Source organism: Serratia sp. SM04 (assembly GCF_040280225.1).
Taxonomy (GTDB): Bacteria; Pseudomonadota; Gammaproteobacteria; order Enterobacterales; family Enterobacteriaceae; genus Serratia; species Serratia sarumanii.
This window is the reverse complement of sequence record NZ_JBEOQT010000021.1, coordinates 1-26,355: the sequence shown is the minus strand read 5'-3', so window position 1 is coordinate 26,355 and position 26,355 is coordinate 1. Positions and strand designations below refer to the sequence as shown.

The following is a 26,355-nucleotide window of genomic DNA, read 5'->3' as shown; positions in this document are numbered from 1 at the left end:
CGCCTGTTTAATAAATGCCTTTAATAAATATATAAATAATATATTTATTATGAATAGTTTTGTTTGCCGACTCACACAACCCCAATCAATATTTTCTCGCTCGCCACTTGGTTATTTTTCTTACTCCCTAAACCAAGAGTGAGGAAATATCATGAACTATCAATTCGAAAATCTGGTCTTTGAAGGCGGCGGCGTAAAAGGCATCGCCTATGGCGGTGCGCTGGAATTGCTGGAAGCCAAAGGCATCATGCCACAGATCAAGCAAACCTCCGGCGCCTCGGCGGGCGCTATCGCCGCGCTGCTGGTCGGCTTGGGCTGCAGCTCGGCGGACGTAACCAAAATTCTGTCGGCGATGGATTTTAAAAAATTCCTCGATTATAACGGCGGCTTTTTCGGTACGCTCCACGATGCCTATCGCCTGTTCAATCAATACGGCATCGCGCCCGGCGATTATTTCTATCAATGGTCGCGCGATATTATCAAGCAATATACCGGCAAGCCGGATATTACCTTCGAGCAGTTCGAAGCGATGAAAGCGGCGAAAGGGTTCAAATCGATTTACTTTATCGGCGCCAACCTCAACAGCGGCCAGCGCGAGGTCTATTCGCATCGCACTACGCCGCGCATGAAAGTGGCGGACGGCCTGCGCATTTCGATGTCATTCCCATTCGCCTTCGTGGCGAAGAACAACACCCTGGGCGACCTGTGCATCGACGGCGGCATGATCGACAACTACCCGGTGCGGCTGTTCGACTATGACTTCTCCGCCACGCCGCCTTACATCGACGCTTCAAGCCAGCGCATCAACACCCGCACGCTGGGCCTTCGCCTGGACTCCGCCGGCGAAATCGCCCAGGCAGCCGGGCAGGCAGGTCCGCGCACGCAGGTCAACAACCTGTTTGATTTCACCCTGGCGGTGGCCAACGTGATGCTGGACATCCAAACCAAGGTGCACCTGGACAGCGACGACTGGAAACGCACCGTGTATGTCGACACGCTTGACGTCGGCACGCTGGAGTTCGGCATCAGCGAGGAGAAGAAACGCGCGCTGATCGAATCCGGCCGCCGCGGCGTAGAGCGCTACTTCGCCTGGTACGACGCCGCCATGAAACAGGCGGCATAACCCCCATCCACCCCGCCCGCGCGTACGGCCGGCGCGCGGGCAAAAAAAAAATCCCCGCGGGGGCGGGGAAAGGCAAAGTAACGCTAAGGATTTATAGGAGTTATACGAAGAACTTGGCCAACACCAGCAGCGACAGCGAGACGTTGATAGCGCCCCCGATTCGGGTGGCGATCTGCGCGAACGGCATCAGCGACATGCGGTTGCCGGCGGTGAGGATCGCGACGTCGCCGGTGCCGCCCTGCCCGCTCTGGCAACAGGAGACAATCGCCACATCGATAGGATGCATGCCGATTTTCTTGCCGACGAAGAAACCGGTCGCCACCAGCGCGCTGACGGTCGTGACGATCACGATCAGATTCTGTACGGTGAACGCGTCCACCAGCTCCTGCCACGGCGTGATGGCCACCCCGACCGCGAACAGGATCGGATAGGTCACGGCGGTGCGGAAGAATTTGTACACCACCTGCGAGCCTTCCTGAATGCGCGGCGACACCCCGTGCGCCAGCTTCACCGCCACGGCGGCGAACAGCATGCCCACCGGCGCTGGCAGGCCGATCAGACGGTGCAGCAACATGCCCACCATATACAGCAGGATGGCCAGCAGCGCGCCGCAGGCGATGGTGCTGACGTCCACCTTGCCGCTGATTTTTTCCACCGCGTTCATGTCGCTGTCGCCCTGCTTGCTCGGCATCAGGCTGCCTTCGCCGGTCAGGTGCGGATAACGCTTGCCCAACTGGTTGAGCAGGCCGGCGATGACGATGGCGGTCAGGCTGCCGAGCATCACGATCGGCAGAATACGCCCCAACGCCACGCCCTGCTCCATGTGCAGGATCGCCGCGTAGCCCATCGACAGCGGGATCGCCCCTTCACCCACGCCGCCGGCCATGATCGGCAGGATCAGGAAGAAGAAGATCTGGAACGGCTCCAGGCCCAGCGCCATGCCGACGCCCATCCCCACCAGCATGCCGACGATCTCGCCGCACAGCATCGGAATGAAGATGCGCAGGAAGCCCTGGATCAGCACCTGCCGGTTCATGCTCATGATGCTGCCGACGATGATGCAGCAGATGTAGAGATAAAGAATGTTGGTCGATTTGTAGAACTTGGTGGTCGACTCCACCACCACGTCCGGCAGCAGGCCGTAGTGCACCAGTGCGGAAGGAATGAAGGTGGCGCAGATCGCCGCCGCACCCATTTTGCCGATCAGCGGCAGGCGCTTACCGAATTCGCCGCAGGCGAAACCGAAGAACGCCAGGGTAGCCACCATCACCACGATATCGCTCGGCAATTTGCCTTCCAGGCAGTCGAGCAGAATCAATACGCCGGCCAGAATAAAGAACGGTAACGGAATAATCCCTACTTTATAATTGTCCAGTATCCGCCACCATTTCTCGCGCAGAGGAATATCGGCGGCCTTGTCTTTGGCTACGAGGTAAGAATCATCTGTTGTGCTCATAATCTGGCCTCTTATTAGTTTGTTCAGCCATCATAGAGAAGCGCACGGATTATCTGCTGTGATTATGTTCAAAGTTAAAAAGGGTTTTTAATGGTGGTTATGGTTTCTATGGGGTTAATTAAGATTATGTAAAAACCGGCGTGGTTTTAATGGTGTTAATGCCGTTTTTATTTTAAAGCTTATCAACTTTATCGCAGACGAACAATTCTCGTCCGGTTCACTCTAATCCCGTGTGAGGGATCACAAGTTGATCGGGCACAATATTACAGACCCCGCTTCTCGTGATAGGGTAAGGCTTCAGGATCTCTTTACGGTGAAGCACCGCCATGCGGCTCAAACTCTCATTTCAAATCAAGCTGTTTCTGTGCCTGGTGGCCTTCTCCTGCCTGCTGCTGACCTGCATCGGCGCCTACACCTATTACCAGCTGGATGCGCAGCTGCACCGCGATCTCGGCGCCCGCGCGCAGGTGCAGGCACGGGAAATCGCCCTCATTCCTTCGCTGGTCAACGCGGTGGAAAACAACGACGCCGCCCGAATCACTGCGCTGATGAAAAAAATCCGCGCCAGCAGCGACGCCAGTTATATCGTCATCGGCGATAATCACGCCCGCCATCTTTATCATTCCGAATATGAAGGCCGTCTGGGCACGCCGATGATCGGCGGCGATAATAAAGAGGTGCTGGAAGGGAAAAGCATTATTTCCATTCGCAAGGGCGGCATCGGCGTTTCATTGCGCAGCAAGGCGCCGATCCTAGATGAAAATAATCGCGTCATTGGCATCGTTTCAGTCGGCTATTTGAAATCGCACATCGATAATTTAAATGCCAGGACGCTGACGCAAATTATCGGCTCCATCGTCCTGCTGCTGATCGCCCTGTTCGTCTTTTCCTGGCTGCTGTCGAAAAACCTCAAGCGCCAGATGTTCTGGCTGGAGCCGAAAGAGATCGCGCTGCTGGTGCGCCAGCAAAAAGCGCTGCTGGAAGCCATCTATGAAGGGGTGATCGCCATCGATCCAGAGCTGCGGATCATCACCATCAACCATGCGGCGCGCGAGCTATTGGATCTGCACCAACCCGCCGCCGGCTTGCTGGGCCGGCCGATCGGCGACGTGATCCAGGCACAGCCGAACTTCTTCGCCGCCGCGCAGCTGGGCCAAGATACGCATGATGAGGTGTGCCGCTTCAACCACGTGCGGGTGATCGCCAGCCGGGTGCGCATCATGCAGGAACAGGAGCTGCAAGGCTGGGTGATCAGCTTCCGCGACAAGAACGATATCAATACCCTGAGCAGCCAGCTCAGCCAGGTGAAACGCTATGCCGACAATCTGCGTATCATGCGCCACGAGCAGCTGAACTGGACCGCCACGCTGGCCGGGCTGTTGCATATGCAGCGCTACGACGAGGCCATTCGCTATGTGGAAGCCCAGTCGGAGGGGGCGCAGGAAATCCTCGATTTCATCTCGCAGCGCTTCAGTTCGGCGGCGCTGTGCGGCCTGCTGCTGGGCAAATACTCCAGCGCCAGAGAAAAAGGCATCGAGCTGCGCTTCGATCCGGCCTGCCAGCTGCGGCAGATCCCGGCGGCGCTGAATGAGACCGAACTGATGTCGATTGTCGGCAACCTGCTGGATAATGCGGTGGAGGCGACGCTGCACTGCCCGGCCCCGCACGACGCGATCGAGCTTTATATCAGCGACGGCAGCGACGAGCTGGTGATCGAGGTGGCGGATCGCGGCACCGGCATCGCCGAGGAGATTCGTGATACGCTGTTTGAACAGGGCGTCACCACCAAAGCGGATAAAAGCGACCACGGCATCGGCCTGCATCTGGTCGCCAGCCACGTGGCGCAGGCGCACGGCAGCATAGAAGTGTCGGACAACGAGCCGCACGGCGCGATATTCTCTATATTTATCCCTAAATAAAACCCATAACCCGATTTTTTGAGCACCCGATTATGTCACACCAAGCACTGGACGTTCTGATCGTGGAAGACGAGCCGCAACTGGCGACGCTGCACGCGGAGTTCATCGAGAAAAATTTCAACCTGCGGGTGGTGGCTTACGCCGCCACGCTGGCCGAAGCGCGGGCCAAAGCCAATGCGCATCAGCCGCGGCTGATCCTGCTGGATAACTTTCTGCCGGACGGCCAGGGCATCGAGCTGATGGAAGAGCCGGCGGTGAAGAACCCCGCCTGTTCGGTGATCTTCATCACCGCCGCCAGCGACATGCACACCTGCAGCCAGGCGATCCGCAACGGCGCCTTCGACTACATCATCAAGCCGGTATCCTACAAGCGGCTGCGCAATTCGCTCGAACGCTTCATGCAGTTCGTGCAAACCCAGCGCACCTTCAAGATCATCGATCAGGACAACGTCGATGCGCTGTACAACCTGCAGTCGAAGCAGTTCTCCAGCGAGCCAAGCGCCAAAGGCATCGAAACCAATACCCTCGAGCTGGTGCAGGCGCTGTTTATCGCCCAGCCGGCGGTGGCGCATGCGGTGGAAGACGTGGTGGAGCAGGTCGGCATCAGCAAGACTACCGCCCGCCGTTATCTGGAATATTGCGTCGCCACCCAGTTCGTGCGGGTGGAGATGCTGTACGGCAATATCGGCCACCCGCGGCGGCTGTATCGCAAGGCCTGAGGCTGCCATCTGGCTGTCATATTACGGCGATAACATAGCGCCCGACGATATCCCCCTCGATATCGGCACCTGTCGTTAAAACTGATGAAATACTGATGACTTTTACCCGGCCTCTGGTCGGGTTTTTTATTATCCGAAACGGCAGACGCAGAAGCGAAATATCCCATTGCTTCACGCCGCGTTATTTCCCTAAAAACCAAACCATTATGGCGAATAGCGGCCGTCAATTTCGAGTCATGGGCAAAATTACCATAACTAATTAAAACCTTGATGTAAACCACCAATATCCCATTTAAATGACATTGAGGGTTGTCTCAGATATTCACTGTGTTAGGGTAAAAAGCTCTTTTATTTTGCTAAGGACAGCCCATAACGCGTTAATTAAACCAGAGGAAACAGCAAATTGCATGGCAATTAAACTCGAAGTAAAGAACCTGTATAAGATATTTGGCGAACACCCGGAACGTGCATTCAAACTGCTGGATAAAGGTCTGACAAAAGATCGGCTATTTGAAAAAACCGGCTTATCGCTCGGCGTAAAAGACGCCACTCTGGCCATTGAAGAAGGCGAGATATTTGTCATCATGGGGCTCTCCGGTTCCGGCAAGTCCACCCTGGTACGCCTTCTCAATCGTCTGATAGAACCCACCCGCGGCCAGGTGCTGATCGACGGTGAGGACATCGCCAAAATATCCGACGCCGCGCTGCGCACCGTGCGGCGAAATAAGATCAGCATGGTATTTCAGTCATTCGCGCTGATGCCGCACATGAATGTCCTGAATAATACCGCATTCGGTATGGAATTAGCCGGCATACCGCTGCAGGAACGCCAGGAAAAAGCGCTGGATGCCCTGCGCCAGGTCGGGCTGGAGAATTATGCGCTGTCTTATCCAGATGAATTATCCGGCGGCATGCGCCAGCGCGTGGGATTAGCCCGCGCCCTGGCCAATAACCCGGATATATTATTGATGGACGAAGCCTTCTCGGCGCTCGATCCGTTAATTCGTACCGAAATGCAGGATGAGCTGGTGAAATTACAGGCCCAACATCAGCGCACCATCGTGTTTATTTCCCACGATCTGGATGAAGCGATGCGCATCGGCGATCGCATCGCCATCATGCAGGGCGGTGAGGTGATCCAGGTCGGCACGCCGGACGAGATCCTGAACAACCCGGCCAACGACTATGTGCGCACCTTCTTCCGCGGCGTGGACATCAGTCATGTATTCAGCGCCAAGGATATCGCCCAACGGCGCCCGGTGACGCTGATCCGCAAAACCCCCGGTTTTGGCCCCCGATCGGCGCTGCAGCTGCTGCGCGATGAGGACCGTGATTATGGTTATGTTGTTGAACGCGGAAAGAAATTTATCGGCGTGGTGTCGATAGAGTCGCTGAAAAAGGCGCTGTCCGCCAATCAAACGCTGGACGATGCCCTGCTCGAGGCCCCTGCCGCCGTGCCGGCCGACACGCCGCTCAGCGATCTGATTTCCCTGGTCGCCCAGGCACCGTGCGCGGTGCCGGTAGTGTGCGAAGAACATAACTATCTCGGCATCATCTCCAAGGCCATGCTGCTGCAGGCGTTGGACAAGGAGGGCTCCGCCAATGAGTGATACTACGCAAACCCAAGATCCCTGGGCTACCGCACCGGCCGATACCGGCGCCGCACCCGCAAACGATGCCGCCGCCAACGCCGGCGACGCCTGGTCCAGCGCGCCGCCGCCGGCCACCCATGATGCCGCCGCGTCAGGTGCCGATTGGCTCAGCAGCGCCCCGGCGCAGCCGGAACACTTCAGCCTGCTCGATCCGTTCCACAAGGCCTGGGTGCCGTTCGATACCTGGGTCACGCAGGGCATCGACTGGCTGGTGCTGCACTTCCGCCCGCTGTTCCAGGGCATCCGCGTGCCGGTCGACATGATCCTGAGCGGCTTCCAGCAACTGCTGCTGGGCATGCCGGCGCCGATCGCCATTCTGGTGTTCTCGCTGCTCGCCTGGCAGGTCTCGGGCCTCGGCATGGGCGCCGCGACGCTGCTCTCCCTGGTCGCCATCGGCGCCATCGGCGCCTGGTCGCAGGCGATGGTCACGCTGGCGCTGGTGCTGACCGCACTGTTCTTCTGCATCCTTATCGGCCTGCCGCTCGGCATCTGGCTGGCGCGCAGCAAGCACGCCGCCAAAGTCATCAGGCCACTGCTCGACGCGATGCAGACCACCCCGGCCTTCGTCTATCTGGTGCCGATCGTCATGCTGTTCGGTATCGGCAACGTGCCGGGCGTGGTGGTGACCATTATCTTCGCGCTGCCGCCGATCGTGCGCCTGACCATTCTCGGCATCAAGCAGGTGCCGGAAGATCTGATCGAGGCCGCCGAGTCCTTCGGCGCCAGCCCGCGCCAGCTGCTGTTCAAGGTACAGCTGCCGCTGGCGATGCCGACCATCATGGCCGGCGTAAACCAGACGCTGATGTTGGCGCTGTCGATGGTGGTCATCGCCTCAATGATCGCCGTCGGCGGGCTGGGCCAGATGGTGCTGCGCGGCATCGGCCGGCTGGACATGGGCCTGGCCGCCGTCGGCGGGGTCGGCATCGTGATCCTGGCGATCATTCTCGATCGCCTCACCCAATCGCTGGGGCGCGATCGCCGCAGCAAAGGCATCGGCCGCTGGTACCGCCGCGGCCCCATCGGGCTGCTGACTCGCCCGTTCATCAAGCAAGCCTGACGCTTTTCCCGCCGGCGGCTGCGGCCCCGGCGGGCTATGACACCACCACATCGAAAAAAGGGGAAACACTATGCGCACTACGGGCATCTGGGCTCTCGCCCTGACGACGCTGATTGGCTCACAGAGCGTGAGCGCGGCAGATTTACCCGGCAAGGGGATCGCGGTACAGCCGGTGCAAAGCACCATTTCCGAAGAGACGTTCCAGACGCTGCTGGTCAGCAAGGCGCTGGAAAAACTGGGTTACGACGTGAAAGAACCGCGTGAAGTGGATTACAACGTCGCCTACACCTCGATCGCCTCCGGCGACGCGACCTTTATCGCGGTCAACTGGGATCCGCTGCACGCCGATCAGTACAAGGCCGCCGGCGGCGACGCCAAGTTCTACCGCGAAGGCGTCTACGTCAACGGCGCCGCGCAGGGCTACCTGATCGACAAGAAGACCGCCGAGCAATATCACATCACCAACGTCGAGCAGCTCAAGGATCCCAAGATCGCCAAGCTGTTCGACACCAACGGCGACGGCAAGGCCGATCTGACCGGCTGCACCCCGGGCTGGGGCTGCGAAGCGGTGATCAACCACCACATCAAGGCCTACGGCCTGAGCAACACCGTCGAGCACAACCAGGGCAACTACGCGGCGATGATCGCCGACACCATCACCCGTTACAAAGAGGGCAAACCGGTGCTGTATTACACTTGGACGCCGTACTGGGTCAGCGATGTGATGGTGCCGGGGCGCGACGTGGTCTGGCTGCAGGTGCCGTTCTCCTCCCTGCCGGGCGAGCAGAAGAACGTCGACACCAAGCTGCCTAACGGCGCCAACTACGGCTTCCCGGTCAACACCATGCGCATCGCCGCCAACAAGCAGTGGGCCGAAGCCAATCCGGCGGCCGCCAAGCTGTTCGCTATCATGAAGCTGCCGATCGCCGACATCAACGCGCAAAACCTGCGTATGCATGAAGGCCAGGCTTCGGAAGCCGACATCCAGAACCACGTCAACGGCTGGATCAAGGCGCACCAGGCGACCTTCGACGGCTGGGTGAAAACCGCCGCCGAGGCGGCGAAGCCGTAACCGCTCGGGGGCGCCGCATCCGCCGCCCCCTACCCCGCCATATCGATGCCGCTGAACTGTAAAAAACGTGCGGCGGCGTTTGACAAGGGCTGCGGCCAGATGCAATACACTTGGCGTCGCGGCCCGTCTTCAATCGGAATCGACACCAGCGTGCTTAGTCGTTGCGCGGTCGAGATCGGTACGATGCCCGCCGCCAATCCGCGCCGCACCAGATTCTCCAACCATTCGATATGATCGATTTCAAAACTGACGTGCCGGCGGATGCCCGCCGCCTGGAAGGCGCGATCGGTTTGGCGCCGCGCGCCGGTGCCGCTGTAGAAATCCACCAGCGGCACTTCCGCCAGCGCCTGCAGATTCACCCGCTCGCGGTTGGCCAGCGGATGCTGCGGCGCCACCAACGCCACCAGCGGCTCATCGGTCAACTGCCGGTGCGACATCGGCAGCAAATCGACGTCGCCGGGCCAGATGCCGACGAACGCCATATCGCACTTCTGCTGACGCACGTCCTCCAGCAGGGCTTCGCTCATGCCGACGTACAGGCGGATGTTCACCGCCGGATAGTGGCGATGAAACTTGTCGAGCTTTTCGGTCAGATCAATCGCGTTTATGGTTGAAATGGTACCGATGGTCAAGGTGCCGGACACCGCATCCCCGGCGGCGGTCACCTCTTCCACCAGCGCCTGCTGTGCCGCCAGCAGCCGCTGCGCCGAGGGAATGAAAGCCTGGCCGGCGGGGGTCAATCGCACCCGACGCGAGGTGCGCTCAAACAGCGTACAGCCCAGCTCTTCTTCCAGTTTGGCGATCTGGTGGCTGAGCGCCGACTGCACCGTATGGCAGCGCTGCGCCGCCCGGGTGAAGCTCTGTTCCTCCGCCACCGCCAGCGCATAGCGGATCTGTTTCAGGTTCATGGCATCTATCTTGAAATGAGATAAATCAAATGAAAATTATACATTGGTTTCCGCAGACGCATTGCCGGATACTGCGCGCTATCTTCTTCCCGTGATGAAAAAATCATGAACCAACAAAACGTCCACCCGGGCCTCAGCCCGGCGCTGACCGTGCTGATCGCCATCGCTACCGGCCTGGCGGTCGCCAGCAACTATTACGCGCAGCCGCTGCTGGAAACCATCGCCACCGGCTTCAATCTGTCGGTCAACCAGGCCGGCTTTATCGTCACCGCCGCGCAGCTCGGTTACGCCACCGGCCTACTGCTGCTGGTGCCGCTCGGCGATATGTTCGAGCGCCGCGGGCTGATCGTTTTCATGACGCTGCTGGCCGCCGGGGGTATGCTGATCACCGCCACCTCCGCCACGCTGCCGATGATGATCCTCGGCACCGCGCTCACCGGGCTGTTCTCTGTGGTGGCGCAGATCCTGGTGCCGCTGGCCGCCACGCTGGCTCACCCGGAAAAGCGCGGCAAGACCGTCGGCATCATCATGAGCGGCCTGCTGCTCGGCATTCTGCTGGCGCGCACCGTCGCGGGCGCACTGGCGTCGTTCGGCGGCTGGCGCACCATCTACTGGGTCGCCAGCGTGCTGATGATCCTGATGGCGCTGATCCTGTGGCGCGCGCTGCCGCGCTATAAGCAGCACTCCGGGCTGAACTACCCGCAGCTGCTGGCCTCGATCTTCAGCCTGTTCTGCCGCACGCCGCTGCTGCGCACCCGCGCCATCCTCGGCGCCCTGTCGTTCGCCAACTTCAGCGTGCTCTGGACCTCCATGGCCTTTCTGCTCGCCGCGCCGCCGTTCAACTACTCCGAGGGGGTGATCGGGCTGTTCGGCCTGGTGGGCGCCGCCGGGGCGCTGGCCGCTTCACGTGCCGGGCATCTGGCGGACAAGGGCAAGGCCGGGCTGACCACCACCGTCGGCCTGGTGCTGCTGCTGCTGTCCTGGATACCCATCGCGTTGGCTAAACAATCGCTGTGGGCGCTGATCGCCGGCATCCTGATCCTCGATCTGGCGGTGCAGGCAGTACACGTCACCAACCAGAGCGTGATGTACCGCATCATGCCGGACGCGCGCAACCGCCTGACCGCCGGCTACATGACCAGCTACTTTATCGGCGGCGCCCTCGGTTCACTGCTCTCCGCCTCGGCGTATCAGCATGCCGGCTGGTACGGCGTGGCCGCCGCCGGCGGGGTGTTATGCCTGCTCAACCTGCTGACTTGGTGGCTCGGCAAGCACCACGATCCGCAGGGGCCGGCGACAATCTGATTATCGTGCAAATAGTAACTTAAGAAATTTATTAGCGGTGCAGGGTATAAACATTACTTACTCTCTGGTAATGTTCTGGCCATAAACTATTGAAGTCCTATCTACCCTGCGACCCACAACCATGCAAAGCCAAGCTGCAGACAGCCTCAATCCGCCCGCCGTCAGCGCCACCTTCGCCAACGGCGTCGTCGACAGTTTGCCGATCGTCATCGGGTATGTCCCGGTGGCGTTCGCCTTCGGCCTCAGCGCCGTCAAACTGGGCTTTTCCCCGCTGGAAAGCATTTTCTTCTCCTGCATCATCTACGCCGGCGCCAGCCAGTTCGTGATCACCGCCCTGCTGAGCGCCGGAATGTCGCTGTGGGTCTCCGCGTTGACGGTGATGGCGATGGACGTGCGCCACCTGCTGTACGGCCCGGCGCTGCGTCACCGCATCGTCTCGCGCATGTCACCCGGCAAAACGGCGATGTGGGCCTTTGGCCTGACCGATGAAGTTTTCGCCGCCGCGACCGCCAGGCTGATGCGCAATAACCGCAGCTGGAGCGAAAACTGGATGCTGGGCATCGCGCTCTGTTCCTGGCTCTCCTGGGTGGCCGGCACCGCGCTCGGCGCGCTGTTCGGCAACGGCCCGCTGGAGCAGTTCCCGGTGATCGAAGCCTCGCTGGCCTTCATGCTGCCGGCGCTGTTTCTCAGCTTCCTGCTGGCCGCCTTCCGCCGCCCGCAGAGCCTGACTATCGCCGCCGCGCTGGCCGGCGCGCTGCTCGGCGTGGTGCTGTTCTCCATTCCGGTTGCCATTTTGGCCGGCATCGGCGCCGGTTGCTTCGCCGCCCTGTTCCAGCCAGCCCCTGCGGAGGCCCCCCATGAACACTGATGTGCTGGCGATCGGTCTGGTGGTGGGCTGCGCCAATTACCTGTTCCGTTATCTGCCGCTGCGGCTGGCGCCGGCGCGCGCCCAGCCCGGCCTCAAACGCGGTAAAGCCGCCCTGCTGCTCGACAGCATCGGCATCGCCTCGATCTGCGCCCTGCTGGTGGTCTCCAGCACGCCGGTGGTGATGCGCGAACCGGACAAGCTGCTGCCGACGTTGGTGGGGTTCGCCGCGCTGGCGCTGTGCTTCTACCGCAGCAAAAGCATCATTCTGTCGACGCTGCTCGGCGCGACGGCCTTTGGCGTCACATTAAAGCTGTTAATGCTTTTCGGTCCGGGCTGACGCCGCTCCGATCGTTTGGCTTCACTTTGGCGTTTTCAGGCGCCACATCTTTACAAACACTGACAAATGACACGAATTGCTAAATTATCCGCACGGCTGAACATTTACATTATTAGTCACCGTCGTTACTATCTCGAACGAAATTAATGAGGCCCTAAATTATGGAAAGCTCGTTTGCCCCCATAGAACAAATGCTGAATTTCCGCGCCACCCGGCAGAAAGATTTCCCTTATCAGGAAATCCTGCTGACCCGCCTGTGCATGCACATGCAAGGCAAGCTGCTGGAAAACCGCAATAAGATGCTCAAGGCGCAGGGGATTAACGAAACACTGTTTATGGCGCTGATTACCTTGGATGCGCAGGAGAGCCACAGCATCCAACCTTCTGAGCTAAGCTCTGCCTTGGGCTCCTCGCGCACCAATGCGACCCGCATCGCCGATGAGCTGGAGAAACGCGGCTGGATCGAGCGCCGGGAAAGCGACAACGATCGCCGCTGCCTGCATCTGCATCTGACACCGCAGGGGGAAGAGTTTCTCAGTCAACTGCTGCCGCCGCAGCACCAATGTCTGCATTTCCTGTGGTCCACGTTGACCGACGATGAGCAAAAACAGCTGGAACAGCTGACGCGCAAATTGCTGGCACGTCTGGATCAAATGGAAATCACAGAACAGTTACCCTAATTCACAATTTCTGTTCAGGTACCTATTATGCGATCCCCATTTAACTGGAGACTCACCCCGCTGTTCGCCGTGTTGCTGCTGGCCGGGTGTGCTTCGACCGATAATATTGCCCCGCAATCCACGCTGATGGATCCGCAGAGCCTGCAGTTGGCTCAGCCGAAAGTCAGTTCGCTGGCCGTCAGCCCGCAGTGGTGGCGCGCCCTCAAGGATCCGCAGTTGGATACCCTGATGACGCAAACGCTGCAAAGCTCGCCGACCCTGCGGCAGGCCGCCGCCCGCGTGCGCGAAGCGCAGAGCGTGGTGGGCGAAGCCAGCGCCGCCAACGGGCCGAACCTGGATCTGAACGCCAGCACCCAGCGCCAGCGCGTGCCGCAAAACGTCAATATGGGGTTGGGGTATCCGCATAAACCGATCTATTCAAGCTCCAACTCGCTGGGGTTGAACCTGGCGTACGAGTTCGACTGGTGGGGCAAATACCGCAACCAGGTGAACGCCGCCAAAGCGCAGGTCAACGCCGCGCGCGCCGAGCAGGAACAGGCGGCGCTGACGCTGACCAGCTCGGTGGCGTCCGCCTACTACCAGCTGCAGAGCAATCTGGCGCTCGAGAAGCTGCTGCAGCAGGAAGTGAACAACAATGAGCGCCTGACCGCATTGCGCCAACAGCGCTATCAGGCCGGTCTGACCGGCGTCGACGTGCCGCAACAAACCCAGGCGCAGTCCGACGTCGCCAAGCAGCAGATCCTGCAGCTGCAGTCGCAGATCGAGCAGCTCCGGCACCAGCTCGCCGCGCTGGCGGGCCAGGGGCCGAACGCCATGCAGCACCTGCGTCAGGTGCCGTTGCCTGCAGACAACCTGATGGCGCCGCAGGGCGAGCTGACGGCGGATCTGCTGGGCAAACGCCCGGACATCGCCGCGCAACGCCAGCTGGTGGAGTCTTACAGCCAGCGCGTCAGCGCCGCACGTAAAGAGTTTTACCCCAGCCTGACCATTTCAGCCTTCGCCGGCCTGATGACCACCAATACCAGTGGCACCAGCCCGAATCTGTTTGAAGCGGCCAGCCAGGCCTGGAACGTGATGCCGGCGATTTCGCTGCCGATCTTCCACGCCGGGGCGCTGCGCAGCAAGCTGGGCGAGGAATCCGCGCTGTATGACGAAGCGGTGGAATCCTACAACCAAACCATCCTGAATGCGGTACAGGAAACCGCCGACGCCATCACCATCCAGCAGAGTTCTGCGCAACAGCAGCTGCAGGCGGCGTCCGCGGCCCAGTCGATGCAACAGGTGTATCAGGTCGCCAACGCCCGTTACCAGGCAGGGATTATCGGGCGCGACGATCTGTTGACCAGCCAGACGCAGCTATTGCAGCAGCAACAGGCGGAGTTGAATGCCAGCAGCAACTTACTGCAGGCGAAGATAGGACTGATCCGTGCGCTGGGCGGTGGCTATCAGGCCCCGGCCGCAGCGGATTCGAAAGCATAATAATATAAGGCTTGGAGAACACCATGAGCGCAAGCGCGGAAATCCAAAACCCGCAGCAGCCGAGCGGCAAAAAGAAGCAGCGTAAATTTTGGCTGCTGTTGCTGACGGTTATTTTCATTGTTATAGGGGTGGCTTACTTAGTGTATTGGTTCCTGGTGCTGCGTCATCACCAGGAAACCGACGACGCCTACGTCTCCGGCAACCAGGTGCAGATCATGGCCCAGGTGTCCGGCAGCGTGAACAGCGTCAATTTCGACAACACCGACTACGTCAAGCAGGGCGACGTGCTGCTGACGCTCGATCCGACCGATGCCGAGCAGGCGTTTGAACGCGCCAAGACCGGCCTGGCCAACAGCGTGCGTCAGACCCACCAGCTGATCATCAACAGCAAGCAGTATCAGGCCAACATCGCCCTGCGCAAGACCGATCTGAGCAAGGCCGAGAACGATCTGAAGCGCCGCGTGGTGCTGGGCAGCGTTGACGCCATCGGCCGCGAAGAGCTGCAACACGCGCGCGATGCGGTCGACAGCGCCAAGGCCGCGCTGGAAGTGGCGGTGCAGCAATACAACGCCAACCAGGCGATGGTGCTGAATACCCCGCTGGAACAGCAGCCGGCGATCCAACAGGCCGCCGCGCAAATGCGCGACGCCTGGCTGGCGCTGCAGCGTACCAAAGTGATTAGCCCCATTACCGGCTATGTCTCGCGCCGCAGCGTGCAGGTCGGCGCGCAGATCGCCGCCGGTTCGCCGCTGATGGCGGTGGTGCCGGCCGATCACATTTGGGTTGACGCCAACTTCAAGGAAACCCAGATCGCCAACATGCGCATCGGCCAGCCGGCGACGGTGGTCAGCGACGTCTACGGCGACGACGTGGTGTATCAGGGCAAAGTGGCCGGTATCGACATGGGCACCGGCAGCGCCTTCTCGCTGCTGCCGGCCCAGAACGCCACCGGCAACTGGATCAAAGTGGTGCAACGTCTGCCGGTGCGTATTGAGCTCGACGCCAAGCAGGTGGCCGATCATCCGCTGCGCATCGGGCTTTCTACGCTGGTGACCGTCGACACCGCCAACCTGGACGGCCGCGTGCTGGCCGACGTGGTGCGCGACAAACCGCTGTACCAGAGCGACGCGCTGGCCTTGAACCTGGCGCCGGTTAATCAGCTGATCGCCGACGTGATCCATGCGAACGCCGGCTAAGCGCGCGGGAGGCCATCTTGCCACAGAAACCGCTTGAAGGCGCCCAGCTCGCCTGGATGACGGTCGCGCTCGCCATGGCGACCTTCATGCAGGTGCTGGACTCCACCATCGCCAACGTGGCGATCCCCACCATTGCCGGTAACCTCGGGTCTTCCAACTCGCAGGGCACCTGGGTGATCACCTCGTTCGGCGTGGCGAACGCCATCTCGATCCCGATCACCGGCTGGCTGGCGAAGCGCATCGGCGAAGTGCGGCTGTTCCTCTGGTCCACCGCGCTGTTCGTCCTCGCCTCCTGGCTGTGCGGCATCTCCAACAGCCTCGGCATGCTGATCTTCTTCCGCGTGATCCAGGGCGTGGTGGCCGGGCCGCTGATCCCGCTGTCGCAGAGCCTGTTGCTGAACAACTACCCGCCCGCCAAGCGGGCGATGGCCCTGGCGCTTTGGTCGATGACCGTTATCGTCGCGCCGATCTTCGGGCCGATCCTCGGCGGTTACATCAGCGACAACTACCATTGGGGCTGGATCTTCTTCATCAACATCCCGATCGGCGCCTTCGTGATCGTGGCGGCGATGGCGACGCTGAAGGGGCGAGAAACCAAAACCGAGATCAAACCGATCGACACCGTCGGCCTGGTGCTGCTGATCGTCGGCATCGGTTCGCTGCAGGTGATGCTCGATCAGGGCAAGGAGCTGGACTGGTTCAACTCGACCGAGATCATCACCCTCACCGTCGTAGCGGTGGTGGCGTTGCTGTTCCTGGTGGTCTGGGAGCTGACGGACGACCATCCGGTGGTGGATCTGTCGCTGTTCAAGTCGCGCAACTTCACCATCGGCTGCCTGTGCATCAGCCTGGCCTACATGCTGTACTTCGGCGCCATCGTGCTGTTGCCGCAGTTGCTGCAAGAGGTATACGGTTATACCGCCACCTGGGCGGGGCTGGCGTCGGCGCCGGTCGGGCTGATCCCGGTGCTGCTGTCGCCGATCATCGGTAAGTTCGGCAACCGGCTCGACATGCGCAAGCTGGTGACCTTCAGCTTCATCATGTATGCCGTGTGCTTCTACTGGCGCGCCTATACGTTTGAACCGGGCATGGACTTCGGCGCGTCCGCCTGGCCGCAGTTCGTTCAGGGCTTCGCCATCGCCTGCTTCTTCATGCCGTTGACCACCATCACGCTGTCCGGCCTGCCGCCGGAACGCATGGCGGCGGCGTCGAGCCTGTCGAACTTCACGCGGACGCTGGCGGGTTCGATCGGCACCTCGATCACCACCACCCTGTGGACGCAGCGCGAATCGCAGCACCATTCGCAGCTGACGGAGTTCGTCAATCCGTACAACCCGCAGTCGCAGGAGATGTACCGGCAGCTGGAGCAGCTCGGCATGAGCAAGCAGCAGGCGTCGGCCTACATCGCCAACGAGATCACCGCGCAAGGCCTGATCATCTCCGCCAACGAGATCTTCTGGCTGTCGGCCGGGGTATTCCTGGTGCTGCTGGCGCTGGTGTGGGTGGCGAAACCGCCGTTCAGCTCCGGCGGCGGTGGGGGCGGCGGCGCCCACTAAGCTTCAATAACGAAACGGGCGCCCTGAGGCGCCCGTTTTTTATCCGACGTAGAACAGATTACGCCTGATTCTGACGCCACCAGTCCGCCAGCAGAATGCCGGTCGCCACGGAAACGTTCAGGCTTTCCACCTTGCCGGTGCCGCCGATCGAGACGTTCATGTCGCCCTGCTGCCAGGCGCTGTCGCTCAGACCGTCACGTTCCTGGCCCAGCACCAGCACCATCTTGGCCGGCAGCTTGGCCTGCGCCAGCGCGGTGCCTTTATGGCTGGAGGTGGTAACGATGGTGTAACCCGCCTTGCGGAAGGTATCCAGCACCGACAGGAAATCATCGGCGTTGATCGCCTTGATGTGCTCAGCGCCGCCTTCTGCGGTACGCACCGCCGCGCCGGACTCCAGCAGCGCCGGATCCTGCAGCAGCACGCCGTTGACGCCGAAATGGGCGCACGAACGAACGATGGCGCCCAGGTTATGCGGGTTGCCTACTTCTTCCAGCGCCAGCACGCAGTCGGTCGCCGGGGCGGTTTTCAGGTAGGTCTGCGCGTCCAGCCCCTGACGTTTTTTGATCAGGAAGCACACGCCGCCGTGGTGCTCGGTGCCGGAAGCCTTGGCCAGCTCTTCCTCATCCACCACGTGGTAAGCCTTGCGGTTGGCCGCCATCCAGCGCAGCGCTTCGCGGAAGCGCGGGGTAACCGACTGCACGAACCAGGCGCGCACGATCGCTTCCGGGCGGCTGGCGAACAGCGCCTGACAGGCGTTTTCACCGTAAACGCGGGTTTCTTCCGCGCGCTGGCGGCGCAGTTGCTCAGGATCGATAAAGCTTTTGCCGCTGATGCCGCCGTGATCGAACGCCGGCTCTTCATTCGGCGCGCGCGAGACGGTTCTCCACGGCGACTCGTTGCCGCCGCGATCTTCAGAGCGCGCCGGACGGCGAGGACGATCGCTTTCACTGCGGCGGGAGTCGGCGCCGCGGCGATCGTTGCCGCCGCGTGCCTTGTCTTGACCGGTGCGGCCCGAGCGCGCACCGTCAGCCGGACGGCCTTTGCCGGCCGGACGTTTATTCTTGTTGCGGTCGTCGCCGTTGTCGTCGTCACTGCGGACGTACATCACTTTGACTTTACCGTTCTTGCCACTAAATGAATCGTTCATTGTCTTCTCCACCAACGCGCAGGGCGCGAAGATTACCTGATGTTGGTGCACGAAGCCACCAACTTGCGCTAAAAGCTCCCAACTATCACATCCATTGAACAAACCTCATTGTTCATGCGCCGGGTTTTGCCGATAATTGTCAGCATTAAAGAAACATCTCCGCAACCGCGTTGCGGGGACCATGCTTTCTCTGTACCCGAGGTCAACATGAATACAGTTTGTGCAGCTTGCAATGCCACCAACCGCGTGCCGGAAGAACGTCTGGCGGACAACGCGAAATGCGGCCGCTGCGGCCATGAGCTCTTCGACGGTGAAGTGATCAACGCCACCGCCGCCACGCTGGACCAGTTGCTGCAGGACGATCTGCCGGTCGTGGTCGATTTCTGGGCGCCGTGGTGCGGCCCGTGCCGCAGCTTTGCGCCGATCTTTGAAGACGTGGCCGAAGAGCGCGCCGGCAAAGTGCGCTTCGTGAAAGTGAACACCGAAGCCGAGCCGGAGCTGAGCGCCCGTTTCCGCATCCGCAGCATCCCGACCATCATGGTGTTCCGTCAGGGCAAAATGGTCGATATGCTCAACGGCGCGATGCCGAAAGCGCCGTTTGACAACTGGCTCAACGAGTTAGTGTGATTCGGCAAGTATAGGCCGTATCCCGCCATCGCGCGCGAACGCGCCCCCGATCGAGCCCGCCCCTCCCGGCGGGCTTTTTTCTGCGTTACAATGGCGGTTTTTCCCCAGGATCGTTATGACCGACAACGCCGTACTTCGCCTGCGCCAATTCCGTTTAGACCGCGCCACCCGCCCTTTTCTGGCGCGCGGTTGCCGGGTGGCGCGTTGTCAGGGTTGCCTGCTACCGCATAAAAACTGCCTGTGCGACACCATTCGCCCGCAGCAGGCCGGCAGCCGTTTCTGCCTGATCATGTTCGGCGCCGAGCCGCTCAAGCCCAGCAACACCGGCCGCCTGATCGCCGATATCCTGCCGGACACCCAGGCGTTTCTCTGGTCACGCACCGAGATCGATCCGGCCCTGCTGGCGGCCATCAACGATCCGGCGCGGCAGCCTTATGTGGTGTTCCCCGCTTCCTACGCCGACGCCGAACGGCCGGTGTTCAGCGAGCTGCCCGCCGGCGGCAAACCGCCGCTGTTCATCATGCTGGACGGCACCTGGGCGGAAGCGCGCAAAATGTTCCGTAAAAGCCCGTACCTCAATCAATTCCCGGTGTTTTCCCTCAACGTCGACGCGGCATCGGACTATCAGCTGCGCGAAGCCAGCCGCGCCGAGCAACACTGCACGGCGGAAGTGGCCGCCGCCCTGCTGCAACAGGCGGGCGATCTGCCGGCCGCCGACGGATTGAATCAGCATTTCCGCTATTTCCGTCAACAGTATCTGGCGGGAAAACCGACCCGGCCGGAGGCACCGGTCACAGCAATGTAGCCAGAAAGCGCCTAAAATCAGGCGTAACGTTGCCAAAAGGAGCCGTGCATGAGCCAGCGAGGGTTAGAAGCGCTACTACGTCCCAAATCGATCGCCGTGCTGGGCGCTTCGCAGCAGCCCGGCCGCGCCGGCAACCTGATGATGAGCAATCTGCTGGCCGGCGGTTTCGGCGGGCCCATCTTGCCGGTCACGCCGCGCTACAAGGCGGTATGCGGCGTGATGGCCTACCCCGACGTCGCCAGCCTGCCGCTGACGCCGGATCTGGCGATCATCTGCACCCACGCCAAACGCAATCTGGCGCTGATTGAAGCGCTGGGCCAACGCGGCTGCAAAACCGCCATCGTGCTCTCTTCGCCGCCGGAACAGTTCGCCGAGCTGAAGGCCTGCGCACAGCGCTACGCCATGCGGCTGTTAGGGCCCAACAGCCTGGGGCTGCTGGCGCCGTGGCAGGGCATCAACGCCAGCTTCTCGCCGGTGCCGATCCAAAAGGGCAAGCTGGCGTTTATCTCGCAGTCCGCCGCCGTGGCCAACACCATTCTCGACTGGGCGCAGCAGCGCGAAGTCGGTTTCTCCTACTTCATCGCGCTGGGCGACAGCCTGGATATCGACGTCGACGACCTGCTCGACTTTTTGGCGCGCGACAGCAAGACCAGCGCCATCCTGCTGTATCTGGAAAACATCAGCGACGCACGGCGCTTTCTCTCCGCCTCGCGCAGCGCCTCACGCAACAAGCCCATTCTGGTGATCAAAAGCGGCCGCAGCCAACAGGCGCAGCTGCTGCTCAACAGCCAGCTGGGGCTGGACACCGCCTATGACGCCGCCATCCAGCGCGCCGGCCTGCTGCGCGTGCAGGATACCCACGAGCTGTTCTCGGCGGTGGAAACCCTCAGCCATATGCATCCGCTGCGCGGCGAGCGGCTGATGATCGTCAGCAACGGGGCAGCGCCGGCGGCGATGGCGCTGGACGAACTGCTCGGACGCAACGGCAAGCTGGCCACGCTGAGCGATGAGAGCCTGGCAAAATTGAGCGACGCGCTGCCGGATTTCATCCGCGCCGGCAATCCGCTCGACCTGCGCGATGACGCCACGCCGCAGCGCTTCCTGGCGGCAATCGAAGCGCTGCTCGACAGCCACGACTATGACGCGCTGCTGTTGATCCACGCGCCGAGCGCGGCGGCGCCGGGCTCCGCCACGGCGGAACGGCTGATCGACGCGCTGCATCGCCATGCACGCGGCAAGCGCATCACGTTGCTGACCAACTGGTGCGGCGAATACTCTTCGCAAGAGGCGCGCCGGCTGTTTACCGAGGCCGCCATTCCCACCTACCGCACCCCGGAAGGCGCGGTGACCGCCTTTATGCATATGGTGGAATATCGCCGCAACCAGAAGCAGCTGAAAGAGACGCCTGCGCTGCCGATCGGCCTGACCGCCAACACCGCCGACGCCCACCGCCTTATCCATCAGGCGCTGGCCGAAGGCGCCACCCAGTTGGATACCCACGAGGTGCAATCCATCCTGCAGGCCTACGATCTGAGCACCCTGCCGACCTGGATTGCCGAGGACAGCGCCGAAGCGGTACACATTGCCGAACAGATCGGCTACCCGGTGGCGCTGAAGCTGCGTTCGCCGGATATCCCGCACAAATCGGAAGTTCAGGGCGTCATGCTCTACCTGCGCACCGCGACCGAAGTGCAGCGCGCGGCGGAGGCGATCCTCGACCGCGTAAAGCGCACCTACCCTCAGGCGCGCATTCACGGCCTGCTGGTGCAGAGCATGGCTAACCGCGCCGGCGCCCAGGAGCTGCGCATCGCGGTGGAGCAGGATGCGATTTTCGGCCCGCTGATCATGCTGGGCGAAGGCGGCGTGGAATGGCGCCAGGAAAATCAGGTGGCGGTCGCGCTGCCGCCGCTGAACATGGCGCTGGCGCGTTATCTGGTGCTGCAGGCGGTGAAAGGCGGCAAGATCCGCGGCCGCAGCGCGCTGCGCCCTTTGGATATCCCCGGGCTGAGCCGCCTGCTGGTGCAGGTCTCCAACCTGATCCTCGACTGCCCGGAGATCGCCCGGCTGGATATTCACCCGGTGCTGGCCTCCGGCAGCGAATTCACCCTGCTGGACGTTTCGATGCAGCTCGCGCCGTTCAGCGGCGATCCGCAGGCGCGGCTGGCGATTCGCCCTTATCCGCATGAGCTGGAAGAAACCATCGCGTTGAAAGACGGCAGCCAATGCCTGTTCCGCCCGATCCTGCCGGAAGACGAGCCGGCGCTGAAGCATTTCATCGACCGGGTGACCAAGGAAGACCTCTATTATCGCTACTTCAGCGAGATCAACGAGTTTACCCATGACGATTTGGCCAACATGACGCAGATCGACTACGATCGAGAAATGGCCTTTGTGGCGGTGCGCGCAGACGAGATCATCGGCGTGACCCGCGCGCTGTCCGATCCGGACAACACCGACGCCGAATTCGCCGTGCTGGTGCGTTCCGACCTGAAAGGCCTGGGTCTGGGCCGCCAACTGCTGGAGAAAATGATCGCCTATGCGCGCGCCCATGGCCTGACCCGTCTGAGCGGCATCACCATGCCGAATAACCGCGGCATGATCGCGTTGGCGCAGCGGCTGGGCTTTGGCATTGAGGTGCAGCTTGAGGACGGCATCGTCAATCTGACGCTGCCGCTGCAGGCCGCCGACGCGCAGTGACCTGCGTCGCAATGCGCTACGAATCCACCACTTAACGCCAAAACATACGCACAATCGAGGCAACTAATGGTATTATCGCCCGATTATTCGGTTTAATGTTTTTATGCCTGTGGCGTTCCGGCCATCAATCATGAGAGAAGAAACGCACTGTGATGTTGTCAAAATTTAAACGTAGCAAACATCAACAACACCTTGCACAACTGCCCAAACTCCCCCAGACGGTTGCTGATGTTCGTACGTTGTACGCGCCGTCCGATTTTCGCACCACGCTGCTGGACGCCATCGCCAACGCTACCCAACGCATCTATCTGGTGGCTCTGTATCTGGAGCATGACGACGCCGGGCGCGAGATCCTCAACGCGCTGTATCAAGCCAAGCAGCGGCGGCCCGAGCTGGAAATCTGCGTGCTGGTCGACTGGCACCGCGCACAGCGCGGCCGCATCGGCGCCGCCGTCGCCAATACCAACGCCGACTGGTACTGCGCCATGGCCGGCCAACATCCCGAGCAGTCGGTGCCTATCTACGGCGTGCCGGTCAATACCCGCGAAGCGTTGGGCGTACTGCACCTGAAGGGCTTTGTGGTCGACGATACCGTGATCTACAGCGGCGCCAGCATCAACGACGTTTATCTGCATCAGCATGAGAAATACCGTTACGATCGCTACCAGCTGATCACCAACGAGGTGTTGGCCGATACCCTGATCGATTACATCAAGCAGCATCTGCTCACCGCCGGCGCCGTACAGCGCCTCGATCGCAGCGATCGGCCGAAAAGCCCGGAGATCAAAAACGAGACCCGCCTGTTCCGTTTCGCCCTGCGCCGCGCCGGCTATCACTTCCGCGGCAAGGCCGGCAACAATGAGTTGGCGGTGACGCCGCTGGTTGGGCTTGGCAAGCAAAGCGTGCTGAATAAAACCATTCATCACCTGATGTCGTGCGCCGACCAGAAACTGACGCTGTGCACCCCTTATTTCAACCTGCCGGCGCTGCTGGTGCGCAATATCATTTATCTGCTGCGCCAGGGCAAACAGGTGGAGATCATCGTCGGCGACAAGACCGCCAACGACTTCTATATTCCGGAAGACCAGCCGTTCAAAATCATCGGCGCGCTGCCCTACCTGTACGAGATCAACCTGCGCCGTTTTCTGAGCCGCTTGCAGCGCTATATCGACACCGGGCAGTTGATCGTGCGTCTGTGGAAGGATGGCGATAACAGCTATCATCTGAAAGGCATGTGGGTTGACGAAGAGTGGCAGCTGATTACCGGCAATAACCTCAACCCGCGCGCCTGGCGGTTGGATCTGGAAAACGCCATTCTGATCCACGATCCCAAGCAGGAAATGCGCGAGCAACGGCAAACAGAACTGGAGTGCATCCGCACTCACACCACCGTGGTCGGCCATTATCAGGAGCTGCAAAGCATTCAGCAGTACCCGATCAAGGTGCGCAAGCTGATTCGCCGTCTACGGCGTATCCGCATCGATCGGTTGATTAGCCGTATCCTGTAAGATCTACTCTGACCCCGGCCAAGGCCGGGGTTTTTATTACAGCTGTATTTCCTTGCCTTTGCGATGCAGCCGGAGTGAGACCAGCAACGCCAGCAGGCACATGCCGGAAACATACCAGAAGAAGGCATTTTCCACGCCGAACGATTTAAGCGACAGCGCGACATATTCCGCCGAACCGCCGAACAGGGCATTCGCTACCGCATAAGACAAGCCTACCCCTAACGCACGCACCTCCGGCGGGAACATCTCGGCTTTAAGCAGCCCGCTGATCGAGGTGTAAAAGCTGACAACGAACAGCGCCAGTACGATCAGGCCGAACGCCATAAAGGGGTTGCTCACCCCTTTCAGGGCGAACAGGATCGGCACCGTCAACAGGGTGGCCAATGCCGAGAAGATCAGCATCGAGCTGCGACGGCCGATTTTGTCCGAGAACGCGCCTGCCGCCGGCTGCAGCAACATGAAGACGAATAGCGCGGCGGTCATGATGGCGCTGGCCAGCTTGGCGTCCATACCGGCGGTGTTCACCAGATATTTCTGCATATAGGTGGTAAAAGTGTAAAAGGTCAGTGAACCGGCGGCGGTAAAGCCCAACACCATCACAAACGCCTTGCGGTTTTTCCATAGCCCCGTCAGCGAACCGGCATCTTGGTGGTTACGTGTTTTCGCATCGGAGGTTTCATTCAGCGAACGGCGCAGGTACAACGCCACCACCGCCAACACGGCCCCCAAGGCAAACGGGATGCGCCATCCCCAGGCCTTCAGCTCTTCGCCGGACAATATCTGCTGCAGGATCACCAATACCAGCAGCGCCAGCAGTTGCCCGCCGATCAGCGTGACATACTGGAACGATGCGTAGAAGCCGCGCCGCCCCTTGATTGCCACCTCGCTCATGTAGGTGGCGCTGGTGCCGTACTCGCCGCCCACAGACAGCCCCTGGAACAATCGCGCGATCAGCAGCAGCGCCGGCGCCCAGCTGCCGATCGACTCATACGTCGGCAGACAGGCGATCACCAGCGATCCGGCGCACATCATGCAGACCGAAAGCAGCATTGAGTTTTTTCGGCCGTGTTTATCGGCAATGTAGCCGAACAGCCAGCCGCCGATCGGCCGCATAAAGAAGCCGGCGGCGAACACACCGGCAGTTTGCAGCAGTTGTGTCGTGCTGTTGCCCGCCGGAAAAAATGAGGCGGCAAAGTAGATTGAGCAGAAGGAGTAAACGTAAAAATCAAACCACTCCACCAGATTGCCTGATGAAGCCCCGACGATGGCAAAAATGCGTTTTTTGTTATCCAGCGCCCCCTGTTCGACGCCGCGTTCATCCTCAAGAACCGAGGTTGTTTCTGTCATGGTATTTTCTCCGAGCCATAGCAATGATGAAATTCGGCGTCCTGCCGCTCTGGTTGTTACTTTATTGTTATTTATAAGTTAACAACCAAACTTAATAGCGGACGAAGAATATCTGGCGTTTGGAGGGACAATGCGCGGAATTTGTGATGAATATTAAACCGCACGCTGAAAGCTGAAGCGGATTGCAACGGGGATTTTCCGTTTTACGCATAGCAAAAAGCCCTGAACTGATGTTCAGGGCTTTCGGCTTTGTTTGATGCCTGGCAGTGTCCTACACAATTCGTCTCATCCTGAGACTCTCCCCTCCGGGGCCGCCGCACGCGGCGTTAAGGCCCGTTCCCGACGGGCCTTTCGCATGGCCATGCTCGAGCAGAACGCCAGATAACAGACAAAACAAAAAGCCCCATGCTTTCGCATGAGGCTTGTTGTTTTATTTGATGCCTGGCAGTGTCCTACTCTCGCATGGGGAGACCCCACACTACCATCGGCGCTACGGCGTTTCACTTCTGAGTTCGGCATGGGGTCAGGTGGGACCACCGCGCTATTGCCGCCAGGCAAATTCTGTTTCATTCCAACCGCTTCACTTTCGTGTCGCCATCAGAACCAATCTCGGAACTTCGCTGAAAATCTCTTCGTCTCTAAAACACCTTCGGTGTTGTAAGGTTAAGCCTCACGGATCATTAGTACTGGTTAGCTCAATGCATCGCTGCACTTACACACCCAGCCTATCAACGTCTTAGTCTTAAACGTTCCTTCAGGGACCTTAAAGGTCCAGGGAAGACTCATCTTGAGGCAAGTTTCGCGCTTAGATGCTTTCAGCGCTTATCTTTTCCGCACTTAGCTACCGGGCAATGCCATTGGCATGACAACCCGAACACCAGTGGTGCGTTCACTCCG

General features: G+C 60.4%; 21 protein-coding genes and 2 rRNA genes. 17 read left to right on the top strand and 6 right to left on the bottom strand.

What is annotated here, in order from left to right; genetic code table 11:
* Positions 1–151: 151 nt before the first annotated feature.
* Positions 152–1,123 carry a patatin-like phospholipase family protein gene (locus ABTW55_RS14525; protein WP_033649775.1) on the top strand — a complete coding sequence of 324 codons (972 nt, stop codon included), beginning with the start codon at positions 152–154 and terminating at the stop codon, positions 1,121–1,123.
* Between the two features lie 100 nt (positions 1,124–1,223).
* On the opposite strand, the gene ABTW55_RS14520 is transcribed toward ABTW55_RS14525, so the two are convergent.
* Positions 1,224–2,579 (bottom strand): 2-hydroxycarboxylate transporter family protein, encoded by a 1,356-nt coding sequence (locus ABTW55_RS14520; protein WP_033635692.1) that lies wholly within the window; start codon positions 2,577–2,579, stop codon positions 1,224–1,226.
* A 326-nt stretch (positions 2,580–2,905) separates the two neighbouring features.
* Here ABTW55_RS14520 and ABTW55_RS14515 point away from each other — a divergent pair, with 326 nt between their 5' ends.
* From ABTW55_RS14515 to proX, 5 genes are all read left to right on the top strand, one after another.
* Entirely contained in the window at positions 2,906–4,498 is a 1,593-nt protein-coding gene (locus ABTW55_RS14515) for a sensor histidine kinase (RefSeq protein WP_041036439.1), read from the top strand.
* Positions 4,499–4,530: 32 nt separating this feature from the next.
* On the top strand, positions 4,531–5,217 hold the full coding sequence (locus ABTW55_RS14510; protein WP_033635694.1) for a response regulator: 687 nt from the start codon (positions 4,531–4,533) through the stop codon (positions 5,215–5,217).
* Between the two features lie 407 nt (positions 5,218–5,624).
* Complete coding sequence (proV, locus tag ABTW55_RS14505; protein WP_033635695.1) at positions 5,625–6,827, top strand: glycine betaine/L-proline ABC transporter ATP-binding protein ProV; 1,203 nt, start codon at positions 5,625–5,627, stop codon at positions 6,825–6,827.
* The gene (gene proW, locus ABTW55_RS14500; protein ID WP_033649771.1) at positions 6,820–7,926 is read left to right on the top strand and encodes a glycine betaine/L-proline ABC transporter permease ProW; all 1,107 of its coding nucleotides are present in this window, start codon (positions 6,820–6,822) and stop codon (positions 7,924–7,926) included. Before proV ends, proW begins: the two co-directional genes overlap by 8 nt.
* A gap of 70 nt (positions 7,927–7,996) precedes the next feature.
* Entirely contained in the window at positions 7,997–8,998 is a 1,002-nt protein-coding gene (gene proX, locus ABTW55_RS14495) for a glycine betaine/L-proline ABC transporter substrate-binding protein ProX (RefSeq protein ID WP_033635697.1), read from the top strand.
* Positions 8,999–9,027: 29 nt separating this feature from the next.
* On the opposite strand, the gene ABTW55_RS14490 is transcribed toward proX, so the two are convergent.
* Positions 9,028–9,906 (bottom strand): LysR family transcriptional regulator, encoded by an 879-nt coding sequence (locus ABTW55_RS14490; RefSeq protein ID WP_033649770.1) that lies wholly within the window; start codon positions 9,904–9,906, stop codon positions 9,028–9,030.
* Between the two features lie 105 nt (positions 9,907–10,011).
* On the opposite strand from ABTW55_RS14490, the gene ABTW55_RS14485 reads away from it, so the two are divergent.
* From ABTW55_RS14485 to emrB, 7 genes are all read left to right on the top strand, one after another.
* Positions 10,012–11,211: an MFS transporter gene (locus ABTW55_RS14485; protein ID WP_033635700.1), complete on the top strand. Its 1,200-nt coding sequence runs from the start codon at positions 10,012–10,014 to the stop codon at positions 11,209–11,211.
* Between the two features lie 121 nt (positions 11,212–11,332).
* Complete coding sequence (locus tag ABTW55_RS14480) at positions 11,333–12,079, top strand: AzlC family ABC transporter permease (RefSeq protein WP_060423357.1); 747 nt, start codon at positions 11,333–11,335, stop codon at positions 12,077–12,079.
* A complete protein-coding gene (ygaH, locus tag ABTW55_RS14475) occupies positions 12,069–12,416 on the top strand; it encodes an L-valine transporter subunit YgaH (RefSeq protein ID WP_033649768.1) in 348 nt (115 codons plus the stop codon). The genes ABTW55_RS14480 and ygaH overlap by 11 nt, the downstream gene beginning before the upstream one ends.
* A 161-nt stretch (positions 12,417–12,577) precedes the next feature.
* Positions 12,578–13,096, top strand: coding sequence for a transcriptional repressor MprA (gene mprA, locus ABTW55_RS14470; RefSeq protein ID WP_004928879.1), 519 nt, complete (start codon positions 12,578–12,580; stop codon positions 13,094–13,096).
* A gap of 27 nt (positions 13,097–13,123) precedes the next feature.
* Positions 13,124–14,575, top strand: a complete 1,452-nt coding sequence (locus ABTW55_RS14465) for an efflux transporter outer membrane subunit (protein ID WP_060423359.1) — start codon at positions 13,124–13,126, stop codon at positions 14,573–14,575.
* 23 nt (positions 14,576–14,598) lie between these two features.
* Complete coding sequence (gene emrA / locus ABTW55_RS14460; RefSeq protein WP_033649764.1) at positions 14,599–15,771, top strand: multidrug efflux MFS transporter periplasmic adaptor subunit EmrA; 1,173 nt, start codon at positions 14,599–14,601, stop codon at positions 15,769–15,771.
* A gap of 17 nt (positions 15,772–15,788) precedes the next feature.
* Positions 15,789–17,327, top strand: coding sequence for a multidrug efflux MFS transporter permease subunit EmrB (gene emrB / locus ABTW55_RS14455; protein ID WP_033654339.1), 1,539 nt, complete (start codon positions 15,789–15,791; stop codon positions 17,325–17,327).
* 58 nt (positions 17,328–17,385) lie between these two features.
* Here the strand turns inward: emrB and ABTW55_RS14450 are convergent, their stop codons facing one another.
* A complete protein-coding gene (locus ABTW55_RS14450; RefSeq protein WP_004928870.1) occupies positions 17,386–18,474 on the bottom strand; it encodes a tRNA/rRNA methyltransferase in 1,089 nt (362 codons plus the stop codon).
* 207 nt (positions 18,475–18,681) lie between these two features.
* On the opposite strand from ABTW55_RS14450, the gene trxC reads away from it, so the two are divergent.
* The 4 genes from trxC (at position 18,682) to pssA (ending at position 24,111) form a co-directional block, all read left to right on the top strand.
* Positions 18,682–19,101, top strand: coding sequence for a thioredoxin TrxC (trxC, locus tag ABTW55_RS14445; protein WP_004928868.1), 420 nt, complete (start codon positions 18,682–18,684; stop codon positions 19,099–19,101).
* Between the two features lie 115 nt (positions 19,102–19,216).
* Positions 19,217–19,906, top strand: coding sequence for a tRNA-uridine aminocarboxypropyltransferase (locus ABTW55_RS14440; RefSeq protein ID WP_033635710.1), 690 nt, complete (start codon positions 19,217–19,219; stop codon positions 19,904–19,906).
* 48 nt (positions 19,907–19,954) lie between these two features.
* Positions 19,955–22,603, top strand: coding sequence for a bifunctional acetate--CoA ligase family protein/GNAT family N-acetyltransferase (locus tag ABTW55_RS14435; protein WP_350429268.1), 2,649 nt, complete (start codon positions 19,955–19,957; stop codon positions 22,601–22,603).
* A 152-nt stretch (positions 22,604–22,755) separates the two neighbouring features.
* Positions 22,756–24,111 (top strand): CDP-diacylglycerol--serine O-phosphatidyltransferase, encoded by a 1,356-nt coding sequence (gene pssA, locus ABTW55_RS14430; RefSeq protein ID WP_060423367.1) that lies wholly within the window; start codon positions 22,756–22,758, stop codon positions 24,109–24,111.
* Positions 24,112–24,147: 36 nt separating this feature from the next.
* Here pssA and ABTW55_RS14425 read toward each other — a convergent pair whose 3' ends face one another.
* The 3 genes from ABTW55_RS14425 to ABTW55_RS14415 all read right to left on the bottom strand — a co-directional run.
* A complete protein-coding gene (locus ABTW55_RS14425; RefSeq protein ID WP_033654343.1) occupies positions 24,148–25,458 on the bottom strand; it encodes an MFS family transporter in 1,311 nt (436 codons plus the stop codon).
* Positions 25,459–25,897: 439 nt separating this feature from the next.
* A 5S ribosomal RNA gene (gene rrf, locus ABTW55_RS14420) occupies positions 25,898–26,013 on the bottom strand.
* Between the two features lie 104 nt (positions 26,014–26,117).
* Positions 26,118–26,355, bottom strand: a 23S ribosomal RNA gene (locus tag ABTW55_RS14415); the annotation flags it as partial.